Source organism: Bradyrhizobium sp. KZN70725 (genome assembly GCF_055264925.1).
Map to the genome: position 1 here is coordinate 86,348 of NZ_JBUYWT010000016.1, position 20,772 is coordinate 107,119.

General features: G+C 64.9%; 28 protein-coding genes. 11 read left to right on the forward strand and 17 right to left on the reverse strand.

Features of this window, described 5'->3' with window-relative positions; genetic code table 11:
* Positions 1-223: 223 nt before the first annotated feature.
* Positions 224-679: a PaaI family thioesterase gene (locus ACZBJS_RS17700; protein WP_057015993.1), complete on the forward strand. Its 456-nt coding sequence runs from the start codon at positions 224-226 to the stop codon at positions 677-679.
* Here the strand turns inward: ACZBJS_RS17700 and ACZBJS_RS17705 are convergent.
* Positions 676-1,566, reverse strand: coding sequence for a LysR family transcriptional regulator (locus tag ACZBJS_RS17705; protein WP_463438940.1), 891 nt, complete (start codon positions 1,564-1,566; stop codon positions 676-678). The two genes, ACZBJS_RS17700 and ACZBJS_RS17705, sit on opposite strands and share 4 nt — an antisense overlap.
* Before the next feature lie 118 nt (positions 1,567-1,684).
* Between ACZBJS_RS17705 and ACZBJS_RS17710 the strand changes: the two genes are divergently transcribed.
* Positions 1,685-2,320 (forward strand): pyridoxamine 5'-phosphate oxidase family protein, encoded by a 636-nt coding sequence (locus ACZBJS_RS17710; RefSeq protein ID WP_316397464.1) that lies wholly within the window; start codon positions 1,685-1,687, stop codon positions 2,318-2,320.
* Between the two features lie 75 nt (positions 2,321-2,395).
* On the opposite strand, the gene ACZBJS_RS17715 is transcribed toward ACZBJS_RS17710, so the two are convergent.
* Together ACZBJS_RS17715 and ACZBJS_RS17720 are read right to left on the reverse strand one after the other, a co-directional pair.
* Positions 2,396-3,127 (reverse strand): glutathione S-transferase family protein, encoded by a 732-nt coding sequence (locus ACZBJS_RS17715; RefSeq protein WP_316397466.1) that lies wholly within the window; start codon positions 3,125-3,127, stop codon positions 2,396-2,398.
* Between the two features lie 64 nt (positions 3,128-3,191).
* Positions 3,192-3,425: a hypothetical protein gene (locus ACZBJS_RS17720; RefSeq protein ID WP_225160897.1), complete on the reverse strand. Its 234-nt coding sequence runs from the start codon at positions 3,423-3,425 to the stop codon at positions 3,192-3,194.
* Between the two features lie 206 nt (positions 3,426-3,631).
* On the opposite strand from ACZBJS_RS17720, the gene ACZBJS_RS17725 reads away from it, so the two are divergent.
* Both ACZBJS_RS17725 and ACZBJS_RS17730 read left to right on the forward strand, forming a co-directional pair.
* Positions 3,632-4,330: a helix-turn-helix transcriptional regulator gene (locus tag ACZBJS_RS17725; RefSeq protein WP_229191038.1), complete on the forward strand. Its 699-nt coding sequence runs from the start codon at positions 3,632-3,634 to the stop codon at positions 4,328-4,330.
* Positions 4,330-4,656: a YkgJ family cysteine cluster protein gene (locus tag ACZBJS_RS17730; protein WP_057015988.1), complete on the forward strand. Its 327-nt coding sequence runs from the start codon at positions 4,330-4,332 to the stop codon at positions 4,654-4,656. Before ACZBJS_RS17725 ends, ACZBJS_RS17730 begins: the two co-directional genes overlap by 1 nt.
* A gap of 7 nt (positions 4,657-4,663) precedes the next feature.
* Here ACZBJS_RS17730 and ACZBJS_RS17735 read toward each other — a convergent pair whose 3' ends face one another.
* The 3 genes from ACZBJS_RS17735 to ACZBJS_RS17745 all read right to left on the reverse strand — a co-directional run bounded on the left by ACZBJS_RS17735 (position 4,664) and on the right by ACZBJS_RS17745 (position 6,017).
* The gene (locus ACZBJS_RS17735) at positions 4,664-5,065 is read right to left on the reverse strand and encodes a hypothetical protein (RefSeq protein WP_316397468.1); all 402 of its coding nucleotides are present in this window, start codon (positions 5,063-5,065) and stop codon (positions 4,664-4,666) included.
* Between the two features lie 171 nt (positions 5,066-5,236).
* Positions 5,237-5,590: a DUF3307 domain-containing protein gene (locus ACZBJS_RS17740; protein WP_016847469.1), complete on the reverse strand. Its 354-nt coding sequence runs from the start codon at positions 5,588-5,590 to the stop codon at positions 5,237-5,239.
* 187 nt (positions 5,591-5,777) lie between these two features.
* Positions 5,778-6,017: a hypothetical protein gene (locus tag ACZBJS_RS17745; RefSeq protein WP_316397470.1), complete on the reverse strand. Its 240-nt coding sequence runs from the start codon at positions 6,015-6,017 to the stop codon at positions 5,778-5,780.
* On the opposite strand from ACZBJS_RS17745, the gene ACZBJS_RS17750 reads away from it, so the two are divergent.
* Complete coding sequence (locus tag ACZBJS_RS17750; protein ID WP_057015986.1) at positions 6,016-7,425, forward strand: TAXI family TRAP transporter solute-binding subunit; 1,410 nt, start codon at positions 6,016-6,018, stop codon at positions 7,423-7,425. The genes ACZBJS_RS17745 and ACZBJS_RS17750 overlap by 2 nt on opposite strands.
* Positions 7,426-7,681: 256 nt before the next feature.
* On the opposite strand, the gene ACZBJS_RS17755 is transcribed toward ACZBJS_RS17750, so the two are convergent.
* From ACZBJS_RS17755 to ACZBJS_RS17765, 3 genes are all read right to left on the reverse strand, one after another.
* Positions 7,682-8,443 (reverse strand): Crp/Fnr family transcriptional regulator, encoded by a 762-nt coding sequence (locus ACZBJS_RS17755; protein ID WP_057016268.1) that lies wholly within the window; start codon positions 8,441-8,443, stop codon positions 7,682-7,684.
* A gap of 210 nt (positions 8,444-8,653) precedes the next feature.
* A complete protein-coding gene (locus tag ACZBJS_RS17760) occupies positions 8,654-9,016 on the reverse strand; it encodes a PRC-barrel domain-containing protein (RefSeq protein WP_316397473.1) in 363 nt (120 codons plus the stop codon).
* 92 nt (positions 9,017-9,108) lie between these two features.
* Entirely contained in the window at positions 9,109-9,315 is a 207-nt protein-coding gene (locus tag ACZBJS_RS17765; protein WP_057016269.1) for a hypothetical protein, read from the reverse strand.
* 307 nt (positions 9,316-9,622) lie between these two features.
* On the opposite strand from ACZBJS_RS17765, the gene ACZBJS_RS17770 reads away from it, so the two are divergent.
* The 3 genes from ACZBJS_RS17770 to ACZBJS_RS17780 are packed head-to-tail and all read left to right on the forward strand — an operon-like array spanning position 9,623 to position 10,322.
* A complete protein-coding gene (locus tag ACZBJS_RS17770) occupies positions 9,623-9,814 on the forward strand; it encodes a hypothetical protein (protein WP_016847464.1) in 192 nt (63 codons plus the stop codon).
* 25 nt (positions 9,815-9,839) lie between these two features.
* The gene (locus ACZBJS_RS17775) at positions 9,840-10,052 is read left to right on the forward strand and encodes a hypothetical protein (RefSeq protein ID WP_316397474.1); all 213 of its coding nucleotides are present in this window, start codon (positions 9,840-9,842) and stop codon (positions 10,050-10,052) included.
* 51 nt (positions 10,053-10,103) lie between these two features.
* Entirely contained in the window at positions 10,104-10,322 is a 219-nt protein-coding gene (locus ACZBJS_RS17780; protein WP_057016270.1) for a hypothetical protein, read from the forward strand.
* 115 nt (positions 10,323-10,437) lie between these two features.
* On the opposite strand, the gene ACZBJS_RS17785 is transcribed toward ACZBJS_RS17780, so the two are convergent.
* Positions 10,438-11,307, reverse strand: a complete 870-nt coding sequence (locus ACZBJS_RS17785) for a DUF6537 domain-containing protein (protein ID WP_082653713.1) — start codon at positions 11,305-11,307, stop codon at positions 10,438-10,440.
* Positions 11,308-11,336: 29 nt separating this feature from the next.
* Entirely contained in the window at positions 11,337-12,005 is a 669-nt protein-coding gene (locus tag ACZBJS_RS17790) for a Crp/Fnr family transcriptional regulator (protein WP_016847460.1), read from the reverse strand.
* A gap of 317 nt (positions 12,006-12,322) precedes the next feature.
* Between ACZBJS_RS17790 and ACZBJS_RS17795 the strand changes: the two genes are divergently transcribed.
* The gene (locus ACZBJS_RS17795) at positions 12,323-13,435 is read left to right on the forward strand and encodes a cyclic nucleotide-gated ion channel (RefSeq protein ID WP_057016272.1); all 1,113 of its coding nucleotides are present in this window, start codon (positions 12,323-12,325) and stop codon (positions 13,433-13,435) included.
* 14 nt (positions 13,436-13,449) lie between these two features.
* A complete protein-coding gene (locus ACZBJS_RS17800) occupies positions 13,450-14,235 on the forward strand; it encodes an enoyl-CoA hydratase/isomerase family protein (protein WP_076832869.1) in 786 nt (261 codons plus the stop codon).
* Between the two features lie 199 nt (positions 14,236-14,434).
* Here the strand turns inward: ACZBJS_RS17800 and ACZBJS_RS17805 are convergent, their stop codons facing one another.
* Positions 14,435-14,869 carry a DUF6157 family protein gene (locus ACZBJS_RS17805; RefSeq protein WP_057016273.1) on the reverse strand — a complete coding sequence of 145 codons (435 nt, stop codon included), beginning with the start codon at positions 14,867-14,869 and terminating at the stop codon, positions 14,435-14,437.
* Positions 14,870-14,883: 14 nt separating this feature from the next.
* Positions 14,884-15,531, reverse strand: a complete 648-nt coding sequence (locus tag ACZBJS_RS17810; RefSeq protein WP_168857591.1) for a glutathione S-transferase family protein — start codon at positions 15,529-15,531, stop codon at positions 14,884-14,886.
* Positions 15,532-15,613: 82 nt separating this feature from the next.
* On the opposite strand from ACZBJS_RS17810, the gene ACZBJS_RS17815 reads away from it, so the two are divergent.
* Positions 15,614-16,612: a helix-turn-helix transcriptional regulator gene (locus ACZBJS_RS17815; protein WP_316397482.1), complete on the forward strand. Its 999-nt coding sequence runs from the start codon at positions 15,614-15,616 to the stop codon at positions 16,610-16,612.
* Positions 16,613-16,825: 213 nt separating this feature from the next.
* Here the strand turns inward: ACZBJS_RS17815 and ACZBJS_RS17820 are convergent, their stop codons facing one another.
* The 4 genes from ACZBJS_RS17820 to ACZBJS_RS17835 all read right to left on the reverse strand — a co-directional run bounded on the left by ACZBJS_RS17820 (position 16,826) and on the right by ACZBJS_RS17835 (position 20,757).
* Positions 16,826-17,236 (reverse strand): hypothetical protein, encoded by a 411-nt coding sequence (locus ACZBJS_RS17820; RefSeq protein ID WP_057016276.1) that lies wholly within the window; start codon positions 17,234-17,236, stop codon positions 16,826-16,828.
* 75 nt (positions 17,237-17,311) lie between these two features.
* Positions 17,312-18,025, reverse strand: a complete 714-nt coding sequence (locus ACZBJS_RS17825; protein WP_057016277.1) for a nitroreductase — start codon at positions 18,023-18,025, stop codon at positions 17,312-17,314.
* Between the two features lie 100 nt (positions 18,026-18,125).
* Positions 18,126-19,376 carry an acyl-CoA dehydrogenase gene (locus ACZBJS_RS17830; protein ID WP_057016278.1) on the reverse strand — a complete coding sequence of 417 codons (1,251 nt, stop codon included), beginning with the start codon at positions 19,374-19,376 and terminating at the stop codon, positions 18,126-18,128.
* 133 nt (positions 19,377-19,509) lie between these two features.
* A complete protein-coding gene (locus ACZBJS_RS17835) occupies positions 19,510-20,757 on the reverse strand; it encodes an acyl-CoA dehydrogenase (RefSeq protein WP_076832542.1) in 1,248 nt (415 codons plus the stop codon).
* Positions 20,758-20,772 lie beyond the last annotated feature (15 nt).

A 20,772-nucleotide genomic window follows, 5' to 3' on the forward strand; every position in this document is an offset into this window, starting at 1 on the left:
TCTCCGTCGTCATACCCCGCGCATGCGGGGTATCCAGTACGCCGCGGCTTCTCGATTCATGCGGTGCGGTCTCTGGAATACTGGATCACCCGCTTTCGCGGGTGATGACGAGCCGGGCCGCTTCAAACAGCCGTGCAAATCCCGTTTAAAACTTTGTAGGCGGTGAAACCGTCATCGACATCGCGTTCAATGGCGTCAACCCAACGTCATATGCGAGCTTCAGATGACCACCGATACGCAAGTCGTGCCCGACAATCCCCAAGACGTCCCTCAAGGCTTCGAGCCGCTGTTCCGCAAGAGCCCGCTCACCGAGCCCTGGGAGCCGCTTTACCAGAAGAAGACCGAGCGTGCCGTCATCATCGGCCTGCGGCTGGCGAGGCCGCATACCAACGGCCGCGGCCTGATCCATGGCGGCCTGATCGCAGCCCTTGCCGACAACGCGATGGGCTATAGCTGCGGCCAGGCGACCGGCTGGACCACCTCGTTCGTGACGATCTCGCTCGCGGTCGATTTCGTAGGCTCCGCCAAGGTCGGGCAATGGCTCGCGATCGAGAGCGACGTGATCAAGACCGGCAGCACGATCTGCTTCGCGCAGAGCCTGATCAAGGCCGACGGGGTGACCATCGCGCGCGCCAACGGCACCTTCCGCGTGGTGCCGAAGAAGCCGCCGGTGAGCTAGTCGAAATACCAGTCGGTGACCTCGGTCACGAGATCGATAAAGGTCCGCACCTTGGCCGACAGCCGCGTCGTCGGATAGACGACGTGGATCGGCACAGCCGGCTGCTCGAACTCGGCGAGCACGATCTGGAGCCGCCGCGCCTTCAGCGATTCGGCCGCCTGGTAGGCCATCACCCGGGTCAGTCCGCCGTCCTGCTCGGCGTACTGGATGGCGGCGTCCGAGCTGTTGCTGGTGAAGCGCGGCGTAGGGGTGATGCGGACTTCGCGGCCATCCTCCATGAAGCGCCAATCCGGCGTCGCGGTCATGGCGCCGAACTGGATCGTGTCGTGGGCGGTGAGGTCCGCCGGCCGCTTCGGCCTGCCGCGAAGCTTGAGATAGCCGGCCGACGCCACCACGATGCGGCGCATCCGGCCGACATGCCGCGCCACCAGCGTCGAATCCGGCAGGTGCCCGAGCCTGACCGCGAGGTCGACGCCGTCCTCGACCAGATTGATCCTGCGGTCCGACAGCCGCAGGTCAACGCCGACGCCGGGATAGCGCTTCAGATAGGCGCTCACCACCGGGCTGACATGGAGCCGCCCGAAGCCGAACGGTGCCGAGATCACCAGCCGCCCCTCGGGGCGGGTGCGCTCGTTCTCCACCGCGTCCTCGGCCTCCTCGACATCGGCGAGGATCCGGCGCGCCCGCTCCAGATAGCGCGAGCCGGCGTCCGTCAGCGTCACCTGCCGCGTCGTCCGCTGCAGCAGCCGCGCGCCGAGCCGCTCCTCCAGCGCCGCGATCAGCCGCGTGATGGCGGACGGCGACAGGCCGAGCTTGCGGGCGGCGGGGGCGAACCCCTCGAGGTCCGCCACCGCGACGAAGGCCTGCATGGCGTCGATCCGGTCCATGGCACTATTGCATAATCGGCAACAGTGAAGTGTCAATGCACAAGATTGCTTACGATCTTGGAATGTCCATCTTAAGCGGCGAGGACAACCACTCAGGCGCCCGTCACGGGAGGCTCCGATGTCAGATGGTCACAGCTATGCGAGCGACGTCGCATTCAGTCCGGCGGTGAAGGCGATCCAGACCCGCAAGGGCTCACGCGCCACCTACGCCGAAGTCGAGGCACATGGCGGCTGGCGCAGCGAGATCGACGAGAACCTCGCCGGCTTCCTCGGCGAGGTGAACAGCTTCTATCTCGCGACCGCCTCGGCCGACGGCCAGCCCTACATCCAGCATCGCGGCGGACCGAAGGGTTTTATCAAGGTGCTCGACAAGCACACCATCGCGTTCGCCGACTACAGCGGCAATCGCCAGTTCATCACCCAGGGCAATCTCTCGGAGAATGCCAAGGCCTATATCTTCGTGATGGATTACGCGCACCGCCGCCGCGTCAAGCTGTGGGGCGAGGCGAAGGTGGTGGAGGACGATCCGGCGCTGACCCGCACGCTGATGCCGCAGGGCTACCGGGCGCGGCCCGAGCAGGTGATCCTGTTCAAGGTCACGGCGTGGGACACCAACTGCCCGCAGCACATTCCGCAAAAGTTCGACGCGGCCGATGTGGCGGCAGCGCTGGCCTCGCGCGACCAGCGCATCGCCGAGCTCGAGGCGGAGCTCGCCGCATTGAAGGGCGAGCGCGCTCCTGCCGCGCCGGCTTAGGCATGATCCGGAAAAGTGCGAAGCGGTTTTCCGAAAGGATCATGCCCCGAACTAAACCTAAAGCGCGATCGCGCTTTAGGCCGCCTGCCGCTGCAGCGGCGCCCAGGCGAATTCCGGATAGTATTGCCGCATCATCCGGCCGACATAGGCGGTGAGATTGTCGAACTTCTCGGTGCGCTCGCGCAGCGGCGAATCGAAGAACGGGGTGAGGATTCCCGCCAGCGCGCCGAACGCGGTGGCATCGGTGCCGCACGGCGCATCGCCCATCAGATACGGCTTGTCGCCGAGCTGCACAGACAGCGCGAACAGCGAGCGGATCGCGAGATCGACGTCTTCGTCCGGTCCGTGACGGCCAAGCCCGCTCAGCAGATAGTTCTCGGCAACGCGGAACTGGGCGTCCTCGCGCATCTTGTCGCGCATATGGTCGGGCGCGCCGTCGAAGAAATGCGCGGGCCCCTTGGCGAAATTGGTGTCGTCGACCCAGCGCGCGCCGACCAGCGCCCAGTAGACGTGATGCTCGATCATGCGCTCGAAGGCCCAGGCCTGGGCGCGCGCCTGCAGGCTGAGCGGCGCGTCGAAATCGAAGCCGTATTTGCCCTCGATATGGGCGCGGATGAAGGTCGAATCGGCGATCGTCTCGCCGTCGTCGACGATGAACGGCAGCTGGCCCTTGGGAGAGGCCGGCGGCATCGCCTTCTCCTTGCGATAGTCGAGCCCGGCCATCTTGAGCTGGACCTCGGTTTTGGTCACGAAGGGGCTAATTTCCGGCAAGCCGAAGCCCGTGCCAAAGCCAAAAAGCGTAATCATATGAAGCTCCCGATCGCCGGTGGTCGTGAATTGAAGCTAGCCGTCCCCTGCTGCCAGCATGGTGTCAGCAGTAGTGGCATTCACTGTCGAACGGGCCGACGGGTGCGAGGCGGCGAACCGCCCCGCGAACGCGCTTGACCAGCCGTGCCCGCCCGTAGGACCAGACCGTGCTGATCGACTGTGCGATCAGCGCGACCAGGGCCCAGCGCAGGTCGCCGGAAGTGGAGTAGACCGTGACCAGCTGTTCCAGCGCAAAGCCTTGCGCCTGCCGGAAACCGAGTTCGTCAAGATTCGTCATGGACAAATTCCCTTCACTTGAGGTGTTGTCCTGATTAGCCCCCACCTGCTGCCAACATGCTGTCAGCAGTAGCCGGACGGGACCCAGAAAAGCCTGCGCACCGAGAGACGACGAGACCCGTCAAGACACTCGTCAAGACGGCTGCCAAAACCGCTACCGAGACACTCGACAAGACACGTGCCAAGAGAGCGATCGAGAGAGTTGCCATGAGACGCGCCGACCGGCTGTTTCAGATCATCCAGGTGCTCCGCCGCACCCGTAAGCCTTTGACCGCCGATGCAATCGCAGCCGAGCTCGAGACGTCGAAGCGGACGGTCTATCGCGACATCGCCAGCCTGATCGAGCAGCGGGTGCCGATCCGCGGCGAGGCCGGCATGGGCTACATCCTGGAGAAGGGATTCGACCTGCCGCCCTTGATGCTGACACCCGACGAGATCGAGGCCTGCGTGCTCGGCGCGCAATGGGTGGTCGGCCACGCCGATCCCGCGCTGGCGCGCGCGGCCGAGGACCTGATGGCCAAGATCGCCGAGACCGTGCCCGACCGGCTGCGGCCGTTCGTGCTGGAGCCGGCGAGCCGGGCCCGCTCGGCCTGGAACCGGGAGCCCGACCGCATCGACATGGTCAGGACCCGCAGCCAGATCCATGAGGGCAAGAAGATCACGCTGAACTATCGCGACGAGCATGGCCGCGATAGCGAGCGCACGATCTGGCCGATCGCGGTCGGCTATCACGAGGCGGTGCGGCTGCTCGCCGCCTGGTGCGAGCTGCGCAAGGATTTCCGCAGCTTCCGCACCGACCGCGTGGTCACGGCGGTCTATCACGACGAGAAGTATCCGGAGCGGCGCGACCTGCTCAGGGCGCGCTGGCGGCGCAGCCTGGTCTGGGAAGCGCCGAGGGACACCTGATGGCCGACAACGCGACCGACACAAGCCCCTGCCAGTCCTGCGGCGCCTGCTGCAGCTATTCGGAGAACTGGCCGCGCTTCACCATCGAGGACGACGCGCAGCTCGATCTGATCCCACCGCAATTCGTCAACGCGCGACAATCAGGCATGCGCTGCGAGGGCGATCGCTGCTCGGCGCTAGCGGGCCGGGTCGGAGAAGCAACGCGCTGCGAGGTCTATGCGGTGCGGCCGGAAGTATGCCGGACCTGCCAGCCGGGCGACGCGGAATGCGCGATGGCGCGGCGCCGGCACGGGCTGCCGCTCATCGCGAGCGCGCAGCCGATCTAACCAGACGTTACGCCGTGACCCTGTCGCTGACGTCCTCGTCGTCGAGTTCGTCATCGACGATCGGCGCGAAGGTCGTCAGCGGCTTGGTCGACAGCGTGATCGGCTTGCGGCCACCATGCGAAACGGTCGCGGTGCGGGCCGGCTCGCGCGACAGCGCGTAGAGCGTCGAGCCGACACGGCCACCCGAATTCGCCAGCTCCCACTCGCTGCAGCTCGACGCGATCGCGACCGCGAGCGCGTGCAGATGGCTGCGGCGATAGCAGAACAGCGCGAGCCTCGCCCTGACATCGGGCGCGACATTGGCAACCAGCAACGAGAGCCCGTTCGGATTGGCGCGATACATCTGGCCGAGCAGATCGTCGGCCACCGGGCAGGCATCGTTCTCGAAGGCGTCGCGGCTTGAAAACATTTGCAAATCCCCCTCGATCGGGAAGATGCCGCGTAATCCTCTAACGAAAGGTTAACCACGGCCTCCGGTCGCTTCCGGAGGGTCTTGCCCGTTGCGCGCGAATCACATCCGCCCGCCGCAACCCGGCTGGATTCGTGGTTCAGGACGGGAGGAAAGGTGCGCGCGAGCCGCTCAGTTCGCGGCCATGTAGATCGACAGCGCGAAGCCGGTGAGGTGGTGCAGCGCCTGGTCGACGCCGATCAGGGTCCAGAACCAGGGGTGGCCGGATTCCAGCGTCACGCCGAAATGCGAGGCGCAGATGCCCTTGGCCCGATCGACGATGATGTGGATCACGAAGTCGATGAAGGCGACATACCAGAACCGCGGCGCCACCACCAGGATCAGCGCCAGCGCGACCGCGAGATGGACCAGGCAGTGCGCCAGCAGCGGCAGCGCCCAACCGGTCTTCTGGTCCTTGCCGATTGCCATCCAGGCGTTCTGCAGCATGAAGTCGGCGATGATGTGCTTTGCGGTGAGAAGCAACATCCATCCCACCAGGGCACCAACCGACACCGACGATGACATGGAGGGAAACAACAAGCTGACGCCCTTTTACTTCGATGAATGTGATTGCAAGAAATCCGGGTCAGGCCGTCAGCACAATTCCGCAAACCGAAGCGTGTCTCATTTATGACATCTCCGGCGCCGGAATGCACCTGCGCCTCCTCGAAAATCACATCTCGGTCCGACCGTCGATAGTGGCAATGGTCATGTGGCATCGCGGCGCAGGCCGGCCGAGATTAAGGTTACGGCCGGCGGCCGGTTTGCATTCCCCCCGGGGAGGTATATCGTCGGCAACATAGGAAATTTTCTTTCTTTTATAGCCATTTACGGATTCACCGGGCAGCGCCGCGCCGATCGGGTCGCGGCAACGGGCCGTCCCGGACGGGTGATGAGCCAGGTAATCAGCCATGAGTGCCGAAGCCCCCTCGCCTGCGCCGCTGCCGCCGCCGAGCCCTCCGGTCGCCAAACCGGTCGTCAAGACCAACCGCGCGCAGATCATCGTCTTCACCCTGCTGACGCTGCTCCTGAGCGCGGTCACCGTGATCGGCGGCCGGCTCTGGCTGCGCAATTCCGAATTGCTGGTGTTCGCGGTCGGCGATGCCAAGGGCCCGGAGGCGAAATTCGCCGCCAAGCTCGCCACCGTGCTGAAGAACAATTCGTCGCGGCTGCGGCTGAAGATCGCGCCGAACCCCGACAACGCCAGGGCGCTGGCGCAATTCGATCGCCGCGACGCCTCGCTTGCCATCCTGCGTACCGACGCAAGGGTGCCGCCGCGTGCCCGCGCCATCGCGATCCTCGAGCATGACGTGGTGCTGGTGCTCAGCCCCGGCGGCAAGAAGATCAAATCGCTGAGCGAGCTCAAGAAGAAGCGGATCGCGGTCGTCGGCGACGGCGAGAACAGCGTCAATTTCGTCCGCAGCGCGCTCGAGATTGCGGACAGCCCCGACGCGGCGCAGCGGGTACAGCAGGCGCCGCCGAACACACCTTTCGACAAGCTGTTCGCCTCCGGCTTTGCCGCCGTGATCGCAATCGAGCATGCTTCGAAGATCGTGAAGGACAAGACCTACGAGCAATATGCCAAGCGCGCCGGCGGCTTCACGCTGAATGCGATCGACGCGGCCAAGGCGCTGGCGCGCAAATACCCGGCGATTTCGGAGGAGACGGTCTCGACCGGCATGCTGTCGTCCTCGCCGGCGATCCCCGATGACGAGGTCGACACCATCGGGCTGGAATGGCTGCTGGTCGCGCAATCCTCGATGTCCACGACGACAGCCGCCGAGCTCGCGCGCATCATCTATGAGAACAAGTCGGAGCTCGCGCTCGACGACGGCTTTGCCTCCAAGATCGAGCCGGCGGCGACCGACAAGGACGCCTTCATCGTCGCCCATCAGGGCGCCGCCGAATACATCAACGACGATACCAAGTCGTTCATGGATCGCTACAGCGACGTGATGTATCTCGGCGCCGCCGCGCTCAGCATCATCGGCTCGATCTTCGCCGCGATCTACACCAAGATCACCCGCGTCGCACCGGAGAAGGCCAGCGAGCTGGCGGGCAGGATCCTCGACATCGGCGAGCGCGTCGAGCACGCCACTTGCGCCGAGCATCTCGACGAATTGCAGGATGAGCTCGAGGCGATCCTGCGCGGCGCGGTGACCGGCCTGCGCGACGGCACCGTTTCCGGCGACGGAATGGACACGTTCAAGCTCGGCTACGAATTGGTCCGCGACGAGATCGCACTGCGCCGCGATCACCTCAAGCGCCACCCGGCGACGCCGGACGAGAACCTCGTGGTGGTGAAGGCGGCCAATGGGTGAACCAAGCCGTTGGTCACGCCACAGATACAACTGTCGTCCCTGCGATCGCGCCGCATGCACCACTGTCGTCCTGGCGAAAGCCAGGACCCATTACCACCGCTTTCGCTGATGAACGGGATCGCGGCCCCAGCATCGCGCAACAATTGAGACTTGGGGTAATGGGTCCTGGCTTTCCCCAGGACGACACCGCGTATGTTGAACGGCCGGTGAACCATACATCGGCACGCTCTCGACATGCACCGGAGCGCAGCGCTTATCACCCGACCGCCGCGTCTGTCGGCGTCGCAGCGGCGTCGAGCTGCCGTCCCTCGTGATCCATATGCAGGTAGTTCGGGTTGAACAGGCCGGCCTGCATCAGCCGCTCGAGATTGGGGACGACCAGGGTCTTTCCCTTGAGTACGATCAGGCCGCCGGCGCGCAATTCCTGCAGCGTTCGGTTGACGTGAACCTTGGAGAGCCCGGTGGCATCGGCGAGATCGCCCTGGGTCAGCGGGAAATCACAGCTGTCGCCCTGGGTCAGGCCTGCGGCACGCAGCCGGAGCCAGATCTCGCACAGCAGATGGGCCATCCGCTCCAGCGCCGTTCGCTGGCCGAGGCTCATGGTCCATTCGCGCTGGATCGCCGCGTTGACCAGGGTTTCCCACCAGAACGCGGTCACGATGCGCGGATGTCCGGCTGCGACCTTGTCGAAGAATTCGCGGGAGAGGTCGGCGATCGACACTGCGGTGACGGTACCGATCGAATGATCCATCTCGCGCAGGATGAAGACGTTCACATCGCAAATGTCGCCGGGCAGGAAGAAGGCCACGATCTGACGCCGGCCGTCCTCGAGCTGCTTGTAGCGATAGGCCCAGCCGGACAGGATCAGATGGACGTCCTTCGGCTTCTCGCCCTCGCGGACGATGTCGACCCGCGGACCAAAATGGCGGACGCGCTCGGTAGACGCGCGATTGAGAAGAACCTGGTCTACCGGCGAAAGCCGTGCAAACTGCTCCAATTTCCGGACTAGCGACGCCAACGATTGGTCTCCCGCATGTTTAATCGGGCAACTGCAGGACCGACTTCAATTACGTATGTTACCTTGCACAGTTATTGAGGTATGTTCACTAGTGTACAGACGTCCCAAGGATGCGACGGTTACATCCCCGAGCATCACGCACACCTCGGCGCCCCGTGGTACCACCGGTGAAATACGGGTCCCCGGCTCAGGGGGACGTCTAAGGGACGTTCAGACGAACGGCACGCCGTAGTAGTCGTTCACCGCGCGCGTGGTGCCGATATCGGACCAATTCCACTCGCGCTCGCTGCCGTATTTCGGCGCGCCGCGCAGCTGGCTCTCGGTGACGCCGGTGATATAGCCGCCCAGCCTCGTATCGTATTTGAGCGACTGCCAGGGCAGCGGATAATGGTCGTTGCCGAGACCGAGAATGCCGCCGAAACCGAGCACGGCGTAAGACACCCGCCCGCTCTTCTTGTCGATCATCACCCGTTCGATCGAGCCGATCTTGCGCTCGTCGGAGCCATAGACCGCGGTGCCCTCGACCTTGTCGCTGCCGATCAGGTTTCCGATCTCCTTCTCGTCCATCGCCATGTCGATTCTCCATTGATCCCTCGACGCCAACGGTCAACCCGGGTCATCGTTCCTGCCGCATTGCCGCGATTGCTGCAAAAGCAGAACGCCGTTCAGCCCGTTGGAGGATCGCCCCGGTCGTCCGATGTCATGCCGGATCCCGGTGTCTTGTCGGCATCGTTCAATTTCGGATCACGCGTCGCTTCGCGCGCATTCGACTTTCGCGGGTCGGTCTTGTGCGCGGCCTGCGCGCGCTGCTTGTCGGCCGGCTGCTCCTGCCCCTTGTCGTCTTTGACGATACCCTGATTGGAATGTGCCACTGCTTATGTCCTTCTTGTTGCCTTGGCTGCCTTGCCTGAAGACATGCGGGCCCCGGCGATCAAATTCGCCGAGGCCCGTCACCGGAGTGGTCCACCGCCTTTCGGGGAGCAAAGCAGCGAACGCACGGGTGTTACGCAGAGCGCCGAAGATCGTTCCTGCGATCTTCGCGATCCCGGGTCGCGATCTCAGGTCCCGATTTTGGGTCGCAATTTCCGGCGCGCGTTTTTTCAATTCGACCGATGTCATGGGTTAACGACGGCATCCGGGGAACAAGCCTAGTATTGCTGGTTCCAGCTCGGAGACGGCATGATCAAGAAGAAGCGCAACAGGTCGCGGCCTCCCGGATCGTTCGAAAACCGCTTGCAAAAATTCGCCGAAGATTCGCGCATTGCGGCACGCAAGCTGCCGCCGGGACGGGAACGCGAAATGCTGATGAAGAAGGCCAGACAGACCGAGACGGTGATGGAAGTCAGCGAATGGCTGACGTTCCGCAAGTAGCCGCGAGTCGCAAAGGAGAGCTGCGATGATCGAGGAACGGTTTGACTCACGCACGCTCTTCGCCATGAACGTTGCGCTCGATCGCGTTTGCGCAGACGCACCTCACGGCGAGGAACATGACACCCGCCGCCGCGTTGCCCGATACATCATCAAATGCGCCAAGTGCGGCAGGACGACGCTTTCCGAGCTGACCGAAGCCGGACGGCAGGCGCTGGCCAAGGCTACCGCCGCGGCGTGAAAACCGGCGCAAGTGCCTGTTGCCCTCGGCCCTCAGCAGAGGCAGCTACGCATGCGCATTGCAATCAGTATCGGCCTGCTGGCCTTTTTGGCCGCCGTCGGCGCCTACGCCTATGAAGGCCTGACCGTGGATGCTCCGGTGCCGACCTATGGCATCGTGGTGTTTACGATCGGCATTGCGCTTCTGGCCGCGGTCTGCATCGGCCTGATGGGCCTGTTGTTTTATTCCAGCCGTCGCGGCTACGACGAGCCGCCGCACATCAAGCAGTAGATAGCTTCGGCAGATTCCCCGCTGCATTGCGAGCGAAGCGAAGCAATCCACAGCGCCGCAAGCGGGGAACCGGATTGCTTCGTCGCTTCGCTCCTCGCAATGACGGCGAAGGTTCTTACGACACCGCCGGCGCCCGAGCGCGGATCTCCGCGATCTTGCGCTTCAGCGCTGCCTGCCGCGGATCGGGCATGGTGGCAGCGCGCGCTTCCGCAATGGCGCCGGCAAGGTCGGGGAGCACGAGCACGCCGTCGAAGGTCGGCTTGGCGAGCCCGTCGATGATCACGTGCCAGTCCGCGATGCCCTGGCGGTAGGGATCGCCGTAACCCTGGATCATGGTCGCGGTCTGCACGACCGCCGGGGCGGCGCTCGGCTGCTTGGTCAGGCTGCGGTCGATCATGTGCAGCCAGCGCTCGACCCAGACGCGCTCCCTGGCATAGCGTCCCGAGAACAGCCGCCAGCGCTTCAGGCCCGCTTCGATCCTGAGCCGGCGAACGCTGAAGCGGTTGTTCGCGCTGAAGCGGATCGAGACCCGGCGACGCCGCCAGCCGAACTGATCCAGCACGCCGAGCACCGGATCGGCGACCACCGCCGGCAGGGCGTCGATCAACTCGTCAAGGCGAAACTTCTTGACGTCGTCGGCCGAGCGCGCCGCAAGGCCGCCCACCGCACTGACTTCGCCAAGCTTGAGCTGCGCGATGCGGATCGCGTCCTCATAGGCCATGCGCTCCGCCATCAGGCGGGCGATCTCGGCAAGCAGGGCGTCGTCAACGCCGCGGCGGCCGACGAAGCGCTTGAGCCGGTCGATATAGAGCTGGGCATAGCTCGTGCTCTGATAGGCGATCAACAGATCGATGGCCTTGGTGACGGCCGGCCCGAGATGGTCCGGGCAGGCGTCGGGCAGCACCGGCGGCCCCTCGTCCTCATCGCCGATGATATCGGCAAAGAGGTAACGGAGCGAAGCCAGGAGACCGTCGTCATCCGCCACTGCGGCGCCTCCAGAACTCGTCACGGGGCTCATGCAGGTTTGGGCTCCGCGACCTGTGGGGTGGCGTGCTGCGCGAGCTGCTGCTCGAGCGTCGAGATATTCTGGAACAGGCGGGCGCTGGCGAGGCGCAGGAAGTAGAAGCCGAACGCCGGGTTCTGGACGTAGAGTTGCTCGACCTGGTCATAGGTCACCGACAGCACCATGCCGGTCTCGACGCACTCCAGCGTCTGGGTTCGCGTGTTCGACGGCGACAGCATGCCGAACTCGCCGACGAGGGCGCCGACCGGCAGCTCGATGCCGGATTCGACCAGGCGGAAGCGGCCACTGACAATGTAGAACATGCTGTCGGCCTTCTCGTCCTTGTAGAACAGGACTTCGCCCGCGGTGCATTTGCGTTCCGTCGTGAACGGCTTCAGCCATTCCATCGACAGATCGCTGTTGACCGATTTCTTCACGTTGCGGACCAGTTGCAGCATCTGGTGCAGCCGATAGGTGTTCACCGGCAGCAGCACGGCATGCAGGATCAGCGTCGCGTAATTGTGGGTCGGGACGGCGGTCGCGATCAGGATGATGTTGGTCAGGATGGCGAAGACGCGCAACGGGATCATGGTCCGCATCGACAGCGTGGCAACCACGAAGATCGATGCGAAGAAACTGCCGGCGGCGCCTGCGTGCTCCGCGAGATGTGAGGTATCCATCGGAAACCAACCAATTTCTCAAGAAGTGAATAAGATCGCCTTATTAGTCGCTTCATTCCGGCCAAGGTCGCATCGGCGACCAGCATCCCTGATATACGGGGAAAAAGCGACGTTTTGTCCGATTTCTCACATTCGCGGGCGCAAAATCGGGCCAACATGGTTAGGCCTTTCGTCCAACTGATCGGTCTTCCGCCGCGAGCATCCCGCCATGGCCTGCGCGTTGACGGCCTCAACCGGGAGAGGCACGTTGTGACATCGGCTCTGCCGTTCGCAGGGCCTCAATTCCAGCAATTCATCGACAGGCAAGCTCCGTTCCGATGTCCAAGCGGCTCGTCCTTCCGGCCCTGACGCGCTTCGTTTCCGCCACCGCCGGCCGCAACATGACCACGGCGGCCTATGTCGCCGTCGCGGCCGGTGTCGCCATGATGACGCTGCTGACGGTCGCGCCGGCCCATGACGCGGCGCCGCGCTGGGTGGATGCGCTGCTGTGGGCCTGCCTTGCCTATTTCGTATTCGAATGGCTGGTGCGGCTGCGCCACATGGGCCGGCAGGGCAAATTCTGGTTCTACGCGCTGTCCAGCGCCGGCGTGGTCGACGCGATCGGCGCGCTGGCCGTGCCGGTGGCCTTGCTGTCCGGAGTCGAGCCGAAAACCGCCTGGCTGCTCGGCGTGCTCTGGGTGCTCAAGGTGGTGCCAGGCATTCCCGGCCTGCGCCAGCTCCGGCGCGTGCTGGTGGTGGAGTCCGGGCCGCTGCTCAGCGTGCTCGTGATCTTCCTGATGGTGGTGTTCCTGGCCTCCGTTGCGGAATATTTCCTGGAGCGGGACGTCCAGCCGCAGACCTTCGGCAGCGTGCCGGCGGCGCTGTGGTGGGCGGTGGTGACGCTGACCACGACCGGCTACGGCGACGTGGTGCCGATCACCCCGCTCGGCCGCGTGGTCGCCGCCATGGTGATGATCTCGGGCCTCGGCGTGTTCGGGCTGTGGACCGGTATCCTGGCGACCGGTTTTGCCGCCGAAACCCGCCGCGACAATTTCTTGAGAACCTGGGAGACCGTCAGCAAGGTGCCGTTCTTCGCGCATCTCGGCCCGGCCGCGATCGCCGACGTCACCCAAATGCTGCGGACCATGGACCTGCCGCCGCGCACCATGATCATCCGCAAGGACACCAATGGCGACTGCATGTATTTCGTCGCCGCCGGCGAGGTCGAGGTCGACCTGCCCGGGCGCAAGGTGAAGCTTGGCGAAGGCGAGTTCTTCGGCGAGATGGCGTTGCTAGGCAACACCAAGCGCGGCGCCAGCGTCTCGACCAGCAAGGTGACCAGGCTGTTGGTGCTTGACCTGGTCGATTTCCGCCTGTTGATGGCAAGGCATCCCGATCTCGCCGAGACCATCGACGCCGAGGCCAAGCGGCGCGAACGTGAGAATCAATAATGATGGAGACCAAGATGGCTGACGCGGCCGACACCGCCAGCGGACCCGTGCTCGAAATCGCGGGCGCACGCGCAACGATCCGCCTCAACCGGCCGAAGCATCTCAACCGCCTGCAGGCCGAGGACCTCGGCGAGCTGCTGACATTGTTCGACCGGATCGAGGCCGATCCCGCGATCCGCGTGCTGGTGCTGACCGGAACCGGCCGCGCATTCTCCGCCGGCTACGACCTCAACTCCGTCGCCGAGCGCGCGGTGAGCGCCAGCGAACAACAGAGCGCGGGTTCGGCGTTCGAGGTCGTGGTCAACCGCCTCGAGGATCTCAGCGTGCCGACGATCTGCCGGCTCAATGGCGGGGTCTATGGCGGCTCGACCGACCTCGCGCTCGCCTGCGACTTCCGCATCGGCGTCGATACCGCCGAGATGTTCATGCCGGCGGCGCGGCTCGGGCTGCACTATTACAAGAGCGGCATCCAGCGCTACGTCACGCGGCTCGGCGTCGACAACGCCAGGATGCTGTTCCTGACCGCGCAGAAGATATCGGCGCCGGAGATGCTGCGGATCGGCTATCTCACCGCGATGGTATCGCTCGACCTGCTCGACGAGGAAGTCGACAAGCTCGCGACGATTTTGGCGGGCAACGCGCCCAAGGCGATGGCCGGCATGAAGCGCGCAATCAACGAATTCGCCCGCGGCGCACTGGATGAAGCCGCCGCCGACGCCCGCCACCGCGACAGCATGCGCGGCGACGAGATCAAGGAAGGCATCAAGGCCTTCGCCGAGAAGCGGGCGCCGCGGTTTTAGCGATTGGTCGCACGGCACACTCCCTTCACCCTCCCCTGGAGGGGGAGGGTCGGGTCACATGGAGCGCAGCGGAATGTGAGACGGGGTGGGGTGATCTCTCAGCACGAACGGTGCCCGAGTGGAGAGATCACCCCACCTCGGTTCGCATTGCATGCGAACCGATGCTCCCCCTCCAGGGGAGGATGAGAGCAGTGCCTCTTCACGCCCGCTTCGACCGCATCGCGCGGACCTGCGCGATGTCAGGATCCGCGGCGAGTGCCTGGTAGCGCTTGCTGTCGACGGCGTAGAGCGCGATGCGGCCCTCGGCGTCGGCATGGACACCCCAGCCGAAACGCTTGCCGAGCGGCGAGGCGCGCATGCAGGCCTGGCCGCGCGAGAAGAACGTCTCGCGGGCGAGGCTGCGCGCCTTCTTCGCTGCTTTCGCATCGAGCACGCGGCCGGCCGCCGACGTCGCGAACACCACATCGTCGGAGGTGTACTTGTAGGGCGCGCCCGCGATCATCCGGTATTGCAGCACGGCAACCGTCGGCTGGCCGCCGCGCAACTGCGGCTCCTCGCCGCGCTGCGCCGGGCAGTCCTCCGCGACGCGGATCAGGGTGTTGAAGCAGTTGGTGCTGTGCAGGACTTTCGCCATCGGCCCGATCCGTATCACACCCCGGCGGCCGCGGCATGCTGCGCCGCCATCTCGTCGTCGGCCTTCGATATCCGCTGGAAGGCCGGGCGCGCGGCGATGCGCTCGGCATGGCGGACGAACACGTCCCTTTTCGGCACGATGCCGAACATCATGGTCCAAGAGAGCGCGATGCCCCAGAGGATGTCGGCCGCCGTGATCTCTTCGCCGAGCAGATAGGGCCCCTTTGCCAGCTGCGATTCCAGCGCGCCCAGCATGGTGTCGTAATCGGCATAGGGCGACTGCGTGATCGGCGCGGGCTCGCGCTTCATGAAATGGTCGATCACGGCCGGCTCGAACGATGCGCCGTAATAGGCGATCCAGCGCAGATACGGGCCGCGGCGCGGATCGTTCAGCGCCGGCGTCAGGCCGGCCTGCGGAAACAGATCGGCGAGATAGATGAAGATCGCGACCTGCTCGGTGACCAGCGCGTCACCATGGCGGATCGCCGGCACCTTGCCGAGCGGATTGATGGCGAGATAGGCGTCCTTGCGCTGCTCGCCGGCCTTCATGTTCAGAACGTGCAGGTTATACGGCGCGCCGAGTTCCTCCAGCAGCACGCGGGTGCCGGTGGCGCGGCTTTGCGGCGAATAATACAGCGTGACGCGGTCGGTGGTGGTGGTCATGGCGGGTCTCCTTGCGCCGTCGGGGGCATGGCCTCCTTATGTCCGCCTATACCTGACATCTTGTGTCAGGTATGATCCAGCCATGCGCGCGAGCCGGCTGTTTTCCATCCTCACCACCCTGCAGGCGCGGGGGCAGGTCACCGCGCCTGAGCTTGCGGAGGCCTGCGAGGTTTCGGTGCGCACGATCTACCGCGACATCGACGCGCTCGCCGCCGCCGGCGTTCCCGTCTATGCCGACCGCGGTGCCGAGGGCGGCTATCGGCTGCTCGACGGCTATCGCGTCCGGCTCAACGGCCTGTCGCAGGGCGAGGCCGAGGCGCTGTTCATGGCCGGTCTCCCGGGGCCCGCCGCCGCGCTTGGCCTCGATGCCGCGATGGTGGCGGCGCAAACCAAGCTGATGGCGGCGCTGCCGGAGAACCTGCGGCCCAACGCGAGAGGGATGCAGCAGCGCTTCCATCTCGACGCGCCCGGCTGGTTCGGCGAGACCGAGGAGCCGGAGCATCTGCGCGCTATCGCCGGCGCCGTGCTGCGCGAGACCATGCTCGAGATCCGCTACCAGAGCTGGAAAGCCGAGAAGCGGCGGCGCGTGGCGCCGCTCGGCCTCGTGCTGAAGGGCGGCAGCTGGTATCTCGCCGGCCTCGTCGACGGCAATGTGCGCACCTACCGCGTCGCGCGCGTACTGGATTGCACCGCGCTGGAGACGCCGTTCGCGTGGCCGGCGGAGTTCGACCTCGCCGCCTATTGGCGCGCCTCGATCGAGCGGCTGGAGGCCGAGCTGCATCCGAACGAGGCAACGGTGCGGCTGTCGCCGCTCGGGCTGAAACTGTTCGATGCGCTGGCCCACCCTTACGTGAAGGCGCGGATGCGGCTCACTGATGGCACCGACGCCGACGGCTGGCGGCTCGCCACCATGCCGGTCGGCAAGACGGTGTGGCATGCGGCGACCGAGCTGCTGCGGCTCGGCGCCGAGGCCGAAGTGGTCGCGCCGTTAGAGTTGCGCGAGAAGATGGCCGAGCTGACGGGCGCGATGGCCGCGCGCTATGCCGACGCGCCAGCCCGCCGCGCGGTGGCGGGACGCTGAAGCGTAATGAGATTGGGTTGAATGGAGCCGCAGGAGCAGTGCGCTCCCTCGCCCCGTTCTTACGGGGAGAGGGTTGGGGTGAGAGGCTGTCTCCGCGCATACGGTGATAGCTGCGCTTGCTGAGCCCCCTCACCCGGAACGCATCTAACGATGCGTTCCGACCTCTCCCCGCGCGCGGGGCGAGGTGGAGCAGAGTCTGCGGTTCGCTGCTTGCTAGTAGCGGCTGTCGGAGCTGATCACGAAGCGGTCGAAAAAATTGACCGGCAGGATCTCGAACCGCTCCAGCGTCAGCGTAATCCCGGTCACGAAGTCGACGCCCTTGATCGTGCCCTCAAGATCGATCCGCCGGCCGCGACGCAGGCCGCGGGTTTCCGGATGTTGCTCGATGTCGATATAGGCATAGATCGGATTGTCGAGCCGCGAATGGCGATGCCAGCCGCGTTGCAGGAAGCTGAATTGCAGCACCGAGCCCGCGCCCCAGTCGATCGCGTCGAAGAAGCGGGTCTTCCAGGCAACGCCCTGTCCCAGGTAATGCGCGGCGATGAACGCGTCGCGCTCGAGTGCAGGCAGACGGTGCAGCTGCCAGCTGATCTCAGCCGGCGTCAGGGAGGCGTTATTCGCCATTTTTGTTCTTGTCGTTTCTTTGTAGCTTTTCTTGTCCTCGGCGGGGAGTGAACCGACCTTCCCGCCTTGAGGAAATTATACATCGACGAATGTGACAGTGTCTTCCACGGTCGCGCGCGACGTGCGGTAGCTGTTCACCTTTTGCGCGTGATCCGCATAGCCGAACGAGATACCGCAGACAACCCGGCGATCGTCGGCCAGGTTGAAATGACGACGGATCAGCCCGGAATGGCGCGCGATCGCCGCCTGCGGGATGGTGCCGAGCCCGAGCGCCTGCGCCGCTAGCATGAAGTTCGAGACATAGCCGCCGCAGTCGATCGCACCATAGATGCCGAGCGGCTCATTGGTGTGGATCACGGCAATGTGCGGCGCGCCGAAGAAATTGTAGTTCTCCAGCGCCTGTTTTGCATAGGCCGGCTTGTCGCCGCGCGCGATGCCGAGCGTGTTGTAGAGCTGGAAACCGCTTTCGCGGCGGCGCTCCAAATAGACCCCGACATATTCGCGCGGCGGCGTGAAGTCGTAATCCTCGCCGAGGCCGCGCGACGCCTCGGCATAGATCGCCTTGCGAAACCGCTCCTTGGCCTCGCCGGAGACGATCAGCACCTGCCAAGGCTGGCTGTTGCACCAGGATGCGGTGCGCTGCGCGGTCGACACAATGTGCTCGATGACCTCGCGCGGCACCTCGCGCGGCTGGAACGCGCGCACCGAGTAGCGCTCGTTGAGCAATTCCTCGAGCGCGCCGATACGGTCCTCGGTCGCGTAGCGCGGGTTCGGTGTCTTCGCGTCCATGATATATATCCTCTTTTTTCGTCATTCCGGGGCATGCGAAGCGTGAACCCGGAATCTCGAGATTCCGGGTTCGATGCTTCGCATCGCCCCGGAATGACGACTAACCACCCCGCCCCTTGGTCGGGATCTTGTTGTAGGGCACATCCTTGTCGACGCGAATGTCGCCGGGCAGGCCCAGCACGCGCTCGGCGATGATGTTGCGCAGGATCTCGTCGGTGCCGCCGGCGATGCGCATCGAGGGCGACGACAGCAGCATCTGCTGGAACTGGCCGTTGGCCTGCTCCTCATCGGTGCCGGTGAGGCTGCCCGCCGCGCCTTCAAGGTCCATCGCATAGGTCGCGATATCCTGCAGCATCAGGCCGGAGACGAGCTTGCCGATGGAGTTTTCCGGGCCCGGTCGCTCGCCCTTCGACAGCGCCGAGATGGCGCGGTAGCTGGTGTATTTCAGCCCGCTCGCCTTCACCGCCCAGCTCGCAAGTCTGGAGCGCACCGCCGGATCGTCGATCGCAAGACCGTCCTCCAGCATCAAATTGGAGCAGAACTCGAACATCTCGGGCACGCCGGTGGCGAGCCGCGCGCCGATCGACATGCGCTCGTTCATCAGCGTGGTCAGCGACACGCTCCAGCCCTCGCCGACCGCCCCTAACCGCTGGCTGTCCGGGATTACGACGTCGGTGAAATAGACCTCGTTGAACTCCTGCATGCCGTTGGCCTGCTTGATCGGCCGCACCTCGACGCCGGGGCTCTTCATGTCGAGGAAGAACATCGTGAGGCCCTTGTGCTTCGGGACATTCGGATCGGTGCGCGCGATCAGGAGGCCGTAGTCGGAGTAATGCGCGCCTGACGTCCAGATCTTCTGGCCGTTGACGACCCAATTGTCGCCTTTCTTCTCGGCGCGGGTGCGCAGCCCCGCGACGTCGGAGCCGGCCGACGGCTCGGAGAACAGCTGGCACCAGATCTCCTCGCCGGAGGCGAGCTTCGGCAGATAGCGGCGCTTGGCATCCTCGCTGCCCCAGGCCATCACGGTCGGGCCGCACATGCCCTCGCCGATCTGGAACGGCTGGGTCAATTTGCCGTAGACGCCCTCTTCCTGCTGCCAGATCACGCGCTCGATCGGGGTGGCGCCGCGGCCGCCATATTCCTTCGGCCAGTGCAAGCAGGCCCAGCCGCCCTCGGCCTTCTTCTTCTGCCAAGCCTTGCCGACCTCGACCATGTCGTGCCTGGCGAGCCTGATACGGCCGAGCGACGACTTCGAGAGCTCCTCTTCGAACTCCTTCGGCGCATTGGCCGCGATCCAGTTGCGGGCGATGGCGCGGAACTCGGCTTCCTGCGGCGTGTCATCGAAATTCATGGCGGCTCCTTTTCTTTGTCATTCCGGGGCGCGCGCAGCGCGAACCTCAGATGCGCGGTTGCGCATCGGGGAATCTAGAAGTTATGTCGCTCGAGTTCCGGGTTCGCCGCTTCGCGCCGCCCCGGAACGACGGTTAAGCTCTTCCCTTGGTCGGGATCTTGTTGAAGGGGACGTCCTTGTCGACCCTGATGTCGCCGGGCAGGCCCAGCACGCGTTCGGCGATGATGTTGCGCATGATCTCGTCGGTGCCACCCTCGACGCGGGTGCCCGGCGCGCGCAGCAGCATCGCCTGGAATTTGCCGGCGACCTCGGCATCCTCAATCCCGTTCAGCGCGCCGGCCGCGCCCTGCAGATCGAGCGCATAGGTCGCGACGTCCTGGATCATCGAGCCGGCGACCAGCTTGCCGATCGAATTCTCCGGTCCCGGACGCTCGCCCTTCGACAGCGCCGAGATCGCGCGCATGCTGGTGTATTTCAGCCCGCTCGCCTTCACGGCCCAGTTGGCGAGCTTGGAGCGCACCGCGCGGTTCTCGATCGCGGGGCCGTCCTCCAGCATCAGGCTGTTGCAGAAGTCGAACAGCTCGGGAAAGCCGGTGGCGACACCGGCGCCGATCGACATCCGCTCGTTCATCAGCGTGGTCAGCGACACGTTCCAGCCGTCATTGACATTGCCGAGCCGCTGCGAGTCCGGAATGCGCACGTCGGTGAAATAGACCTCGTTGAAGTCGGAGGCGCCGCTCGCCTGCTTGATCGGCCTGACCTCGACGCCCGGGCTCTTCATGTCCAGGAAGAACATGGTGAGGCCCTTGTGCTTGGGCACGGTCGGGTCGGTGCGGGTGAGCAAGATGCCGTAGTCGGAATAATGCGCGCCCGAGGTCCAGATCTTCTGACCGTTGATCACCCACTCGTCGCCATGCTTCTCGGCGCGGGTGCGCAGGCCGGCGACGTCGGAGCCGCCGGCCGGCTCGGAGAACAGCTGGCACCAGATCTTCTCGCCGGAGGCAAGCGGCGGCAGATATTTGCGCTTCTGCTCCTCGCCGGCGAACGCCATCATGGTCGGGCCGCACATGCCGTGGCCGATGATGAACATCGAGCTAAGGCGGCCGAACGGGCCCTCCTCCTGCTGCCAGATCACGCGCTCGATCGGCGACGAGCCGCGGCCGCCATACTCCTTCGGCCAGTGCAGGCAGGCCCAGCCGGCATCGGCCTTCTTCTTCTGCCAGGCCTTCGCAACCTCGAGAATGTTGGCGCCCTTGAGCGCAACACGGCCGAGCGAGGCCTTGCGCAGCTCGTCCTCATGTTGCTTCGGTGCATTGGCCGCGATCCAGGCTTTCGCCTCGGCGCGGAATGCGGCCTCCTGCGGGGTGTCATCGAAATTCATGGTGGCTTTCTTTCC

What these genes read in the sequence shown, in the direction of transcription:
- ACZBJS_RS17715 (WP_316397466.1), bottom strand. Translation starts at nt 3,127, where the DNA reads ATGATTACGCTTTTTGGCTTTGGCACGGGCTTCGGCTTGCCGGAAATT.
- ACZBJS_RS17720 (WP_225160897.1), bottom strand. Translation starts at nt 3,425, where the DNA reads ATGACGAATCTTGACGAACTCGGTTTCCGGCAGGCGCAAGGCTTTGCG.
- ACZBJS_RS17810 (WP_168857591.1), bottom strand. Translation starts at nt 15,531, where the DNA reads ATGACCACCACCACCGACCGCGTCACGCTGTATTATTCGCCGCAAAGC.
- ACZBJS_RS17740 (WP_016847469.1), bottom strand. Translation starts at nt 5,590, where the DNA reads ATGTTGCTTCTCACCGCAAAGCACATCATCGCCGACTTCATGCTGCAG.
- ACZBJS_RS17835 (WP_076832542.1), bottom strand. Translation starts at nt 20,757, where the DNA reads ATGAATTTCGATGACACCCCGCAGGAGGCCGCATTCCGCGCCGAGGCG.
- ACZBJS_RS17725 (WP_229191038.1), top strand. Translation starts at nt 3,632, where the DNA reads ATGAGACGCGCCGACCGGCTGTTTCAGATCATCCAGGTGCTCCGCCGC.
- ACZBJS_RS17775 (WP_316397474.1), top strand. Translation starts at nt 9,840, where the DNA reads ATGATCGAGGAACGGTTTGACTCACGCACGCTCTTCGCCATGAACGTT.
- ACZBJS_RS17745 (WP_316397470.1), bottom strand. Translation starts at nt 6,017, where the DNA reads ATGGCTGATTACCTGGCTCATCACCCGTCCGGGACGGCCCGTTGCCGC.
- ACZBJS_RS17710 (WP_316397464.1), top strand. Translation starts at nt 1,685, where the DNA reads ATGTCAGATGGTCACAGCTATGCGAGCGACGTCGCATTCAGTCCGGCG.
- ACZBJS_RS17790 (WP_016847460.1), bottom strand. Translation starts at nt 12,005, where the DNA reads ATGGATACCTCACATCTCGCGGAGCACGCAGGCGCCGCCGGCAGTTTC.
- ACZBJS_RS17735 (WP_316397468.1), bottom strand. Translation starts at nt 5,065, where the DNA reads ATGTTTTCAAGCCGCGACGCCTTCGAGAACGATGCCTGCCCGGTGGCC.
- ACZBJS_RS17780 (WP_057016270.1), top strand. Translation starts at nt 10,104, where the DNA reads ATGCGCATTGCAATCAGTATCGGCCTGCTGGCCTTTTTGGCCGCCGTC.
- ACZBJS_RS17795 (WP_057016272.1), top strand. Translation starts at nt 12,323, where the DNA reads ATGTCCAAGCGGCTCGTCCTTCCGGCCCTGACGCGCTTCGTTTCCGCC.
- ACZBJS_RS17820 (WP_057016276.1), bottom strand. Translation starts at nt 17,236, where the DNA reads ATGGCGAATAACGCCTCCCTGACGCCGGCTGAGATCAGCTGGCAGCTG.
- ACZBJS_RS17800 (WP_076832869.1), top strand. Translation starts at nt 13,450, where the DNA reads ATGGCTGACGCGGCCGACACCGCCAGCGGACCCGTGCTCGAAATCGCG.
- ACZBJS_RS17760 (WP_316397473.1), bottom strand. Translation starts at nt 9,016, where the DNA reads ATGGCGATGGACGAGAAGGAGATCGGAAACCTGATCGGCAGCGACAAG.
- ACZBJS_RS17750 (WP_057015986.1), top strand. Translation starts at nt 6,016, where the DNA reads ATGAGTGCCGAAGCCCCCTCGCCTGCGCCGCTGCCGCCGCCGAGCCCT.
- ACZBJS_RS17705 (WP_463438940.1), bottom strand. Translation starts at nt 1,566, where the DNA reads ATGGACCGGATCGACGCCATGCAGGCCTTCGTCGCGGTGGCGGACCTC.
- ACZBJS_RS17805 (WP_057016273.1), bottom strand. Translation starts at nt 14,869, where the DNA reads ATGGCGAAAGTCCTGCACAGCACCAACTGCTTCAACACCCTGATCCGC.
- ACZBJS_RS17770 (WP_016847464.1), top strand. Translation starts at nt 9,623, where the DNA reads ATGATCAAGAAGAAGCGCAACAGGTCGCGGCCTCCCGGATCGTTCGAA.
- ACZBJS_RS17700 (WP_057015993.1), top strand. Translation starts at nt 224, where the DNA reads ATGACCACCGATACGCAAGTCGTGCCCGACAATCCCCAAGACGTCCCT.
- ACZBJS_RS17815 (WP_316397482.1), top strand. Translation starts at nt 15,614, where the DNA reads ATGCGCGCGAGCCGGCTGTTTTCCATCCTCACCACCCTGCAGGCGCGG.
- ACZBJS_RS17825 (WP_057016277.1), bottom strand. Translation starts at nt 18,025, where the DNA reads ATGGACGCGAAGACACCGAACCCGCGCTACGCGACCGAGGACCGTATC.
- ACZBJS_RS17830 (WP_057016278.1), bottom strand. Translation starts at nt 19,376, where the DNA reads ATGAATTTCGATGACACGCCGCAGGAAGCCGAGTTCCGCGCCATCGCC.
- ACZBJS_RS17730 (WP_057015988.1), top strand. Translation starts at nt 4,330, where the DNA reads ATGGCCGACAACGCGACCGACACAAGCCCCTGCCAGTCCTGCGGCGCC.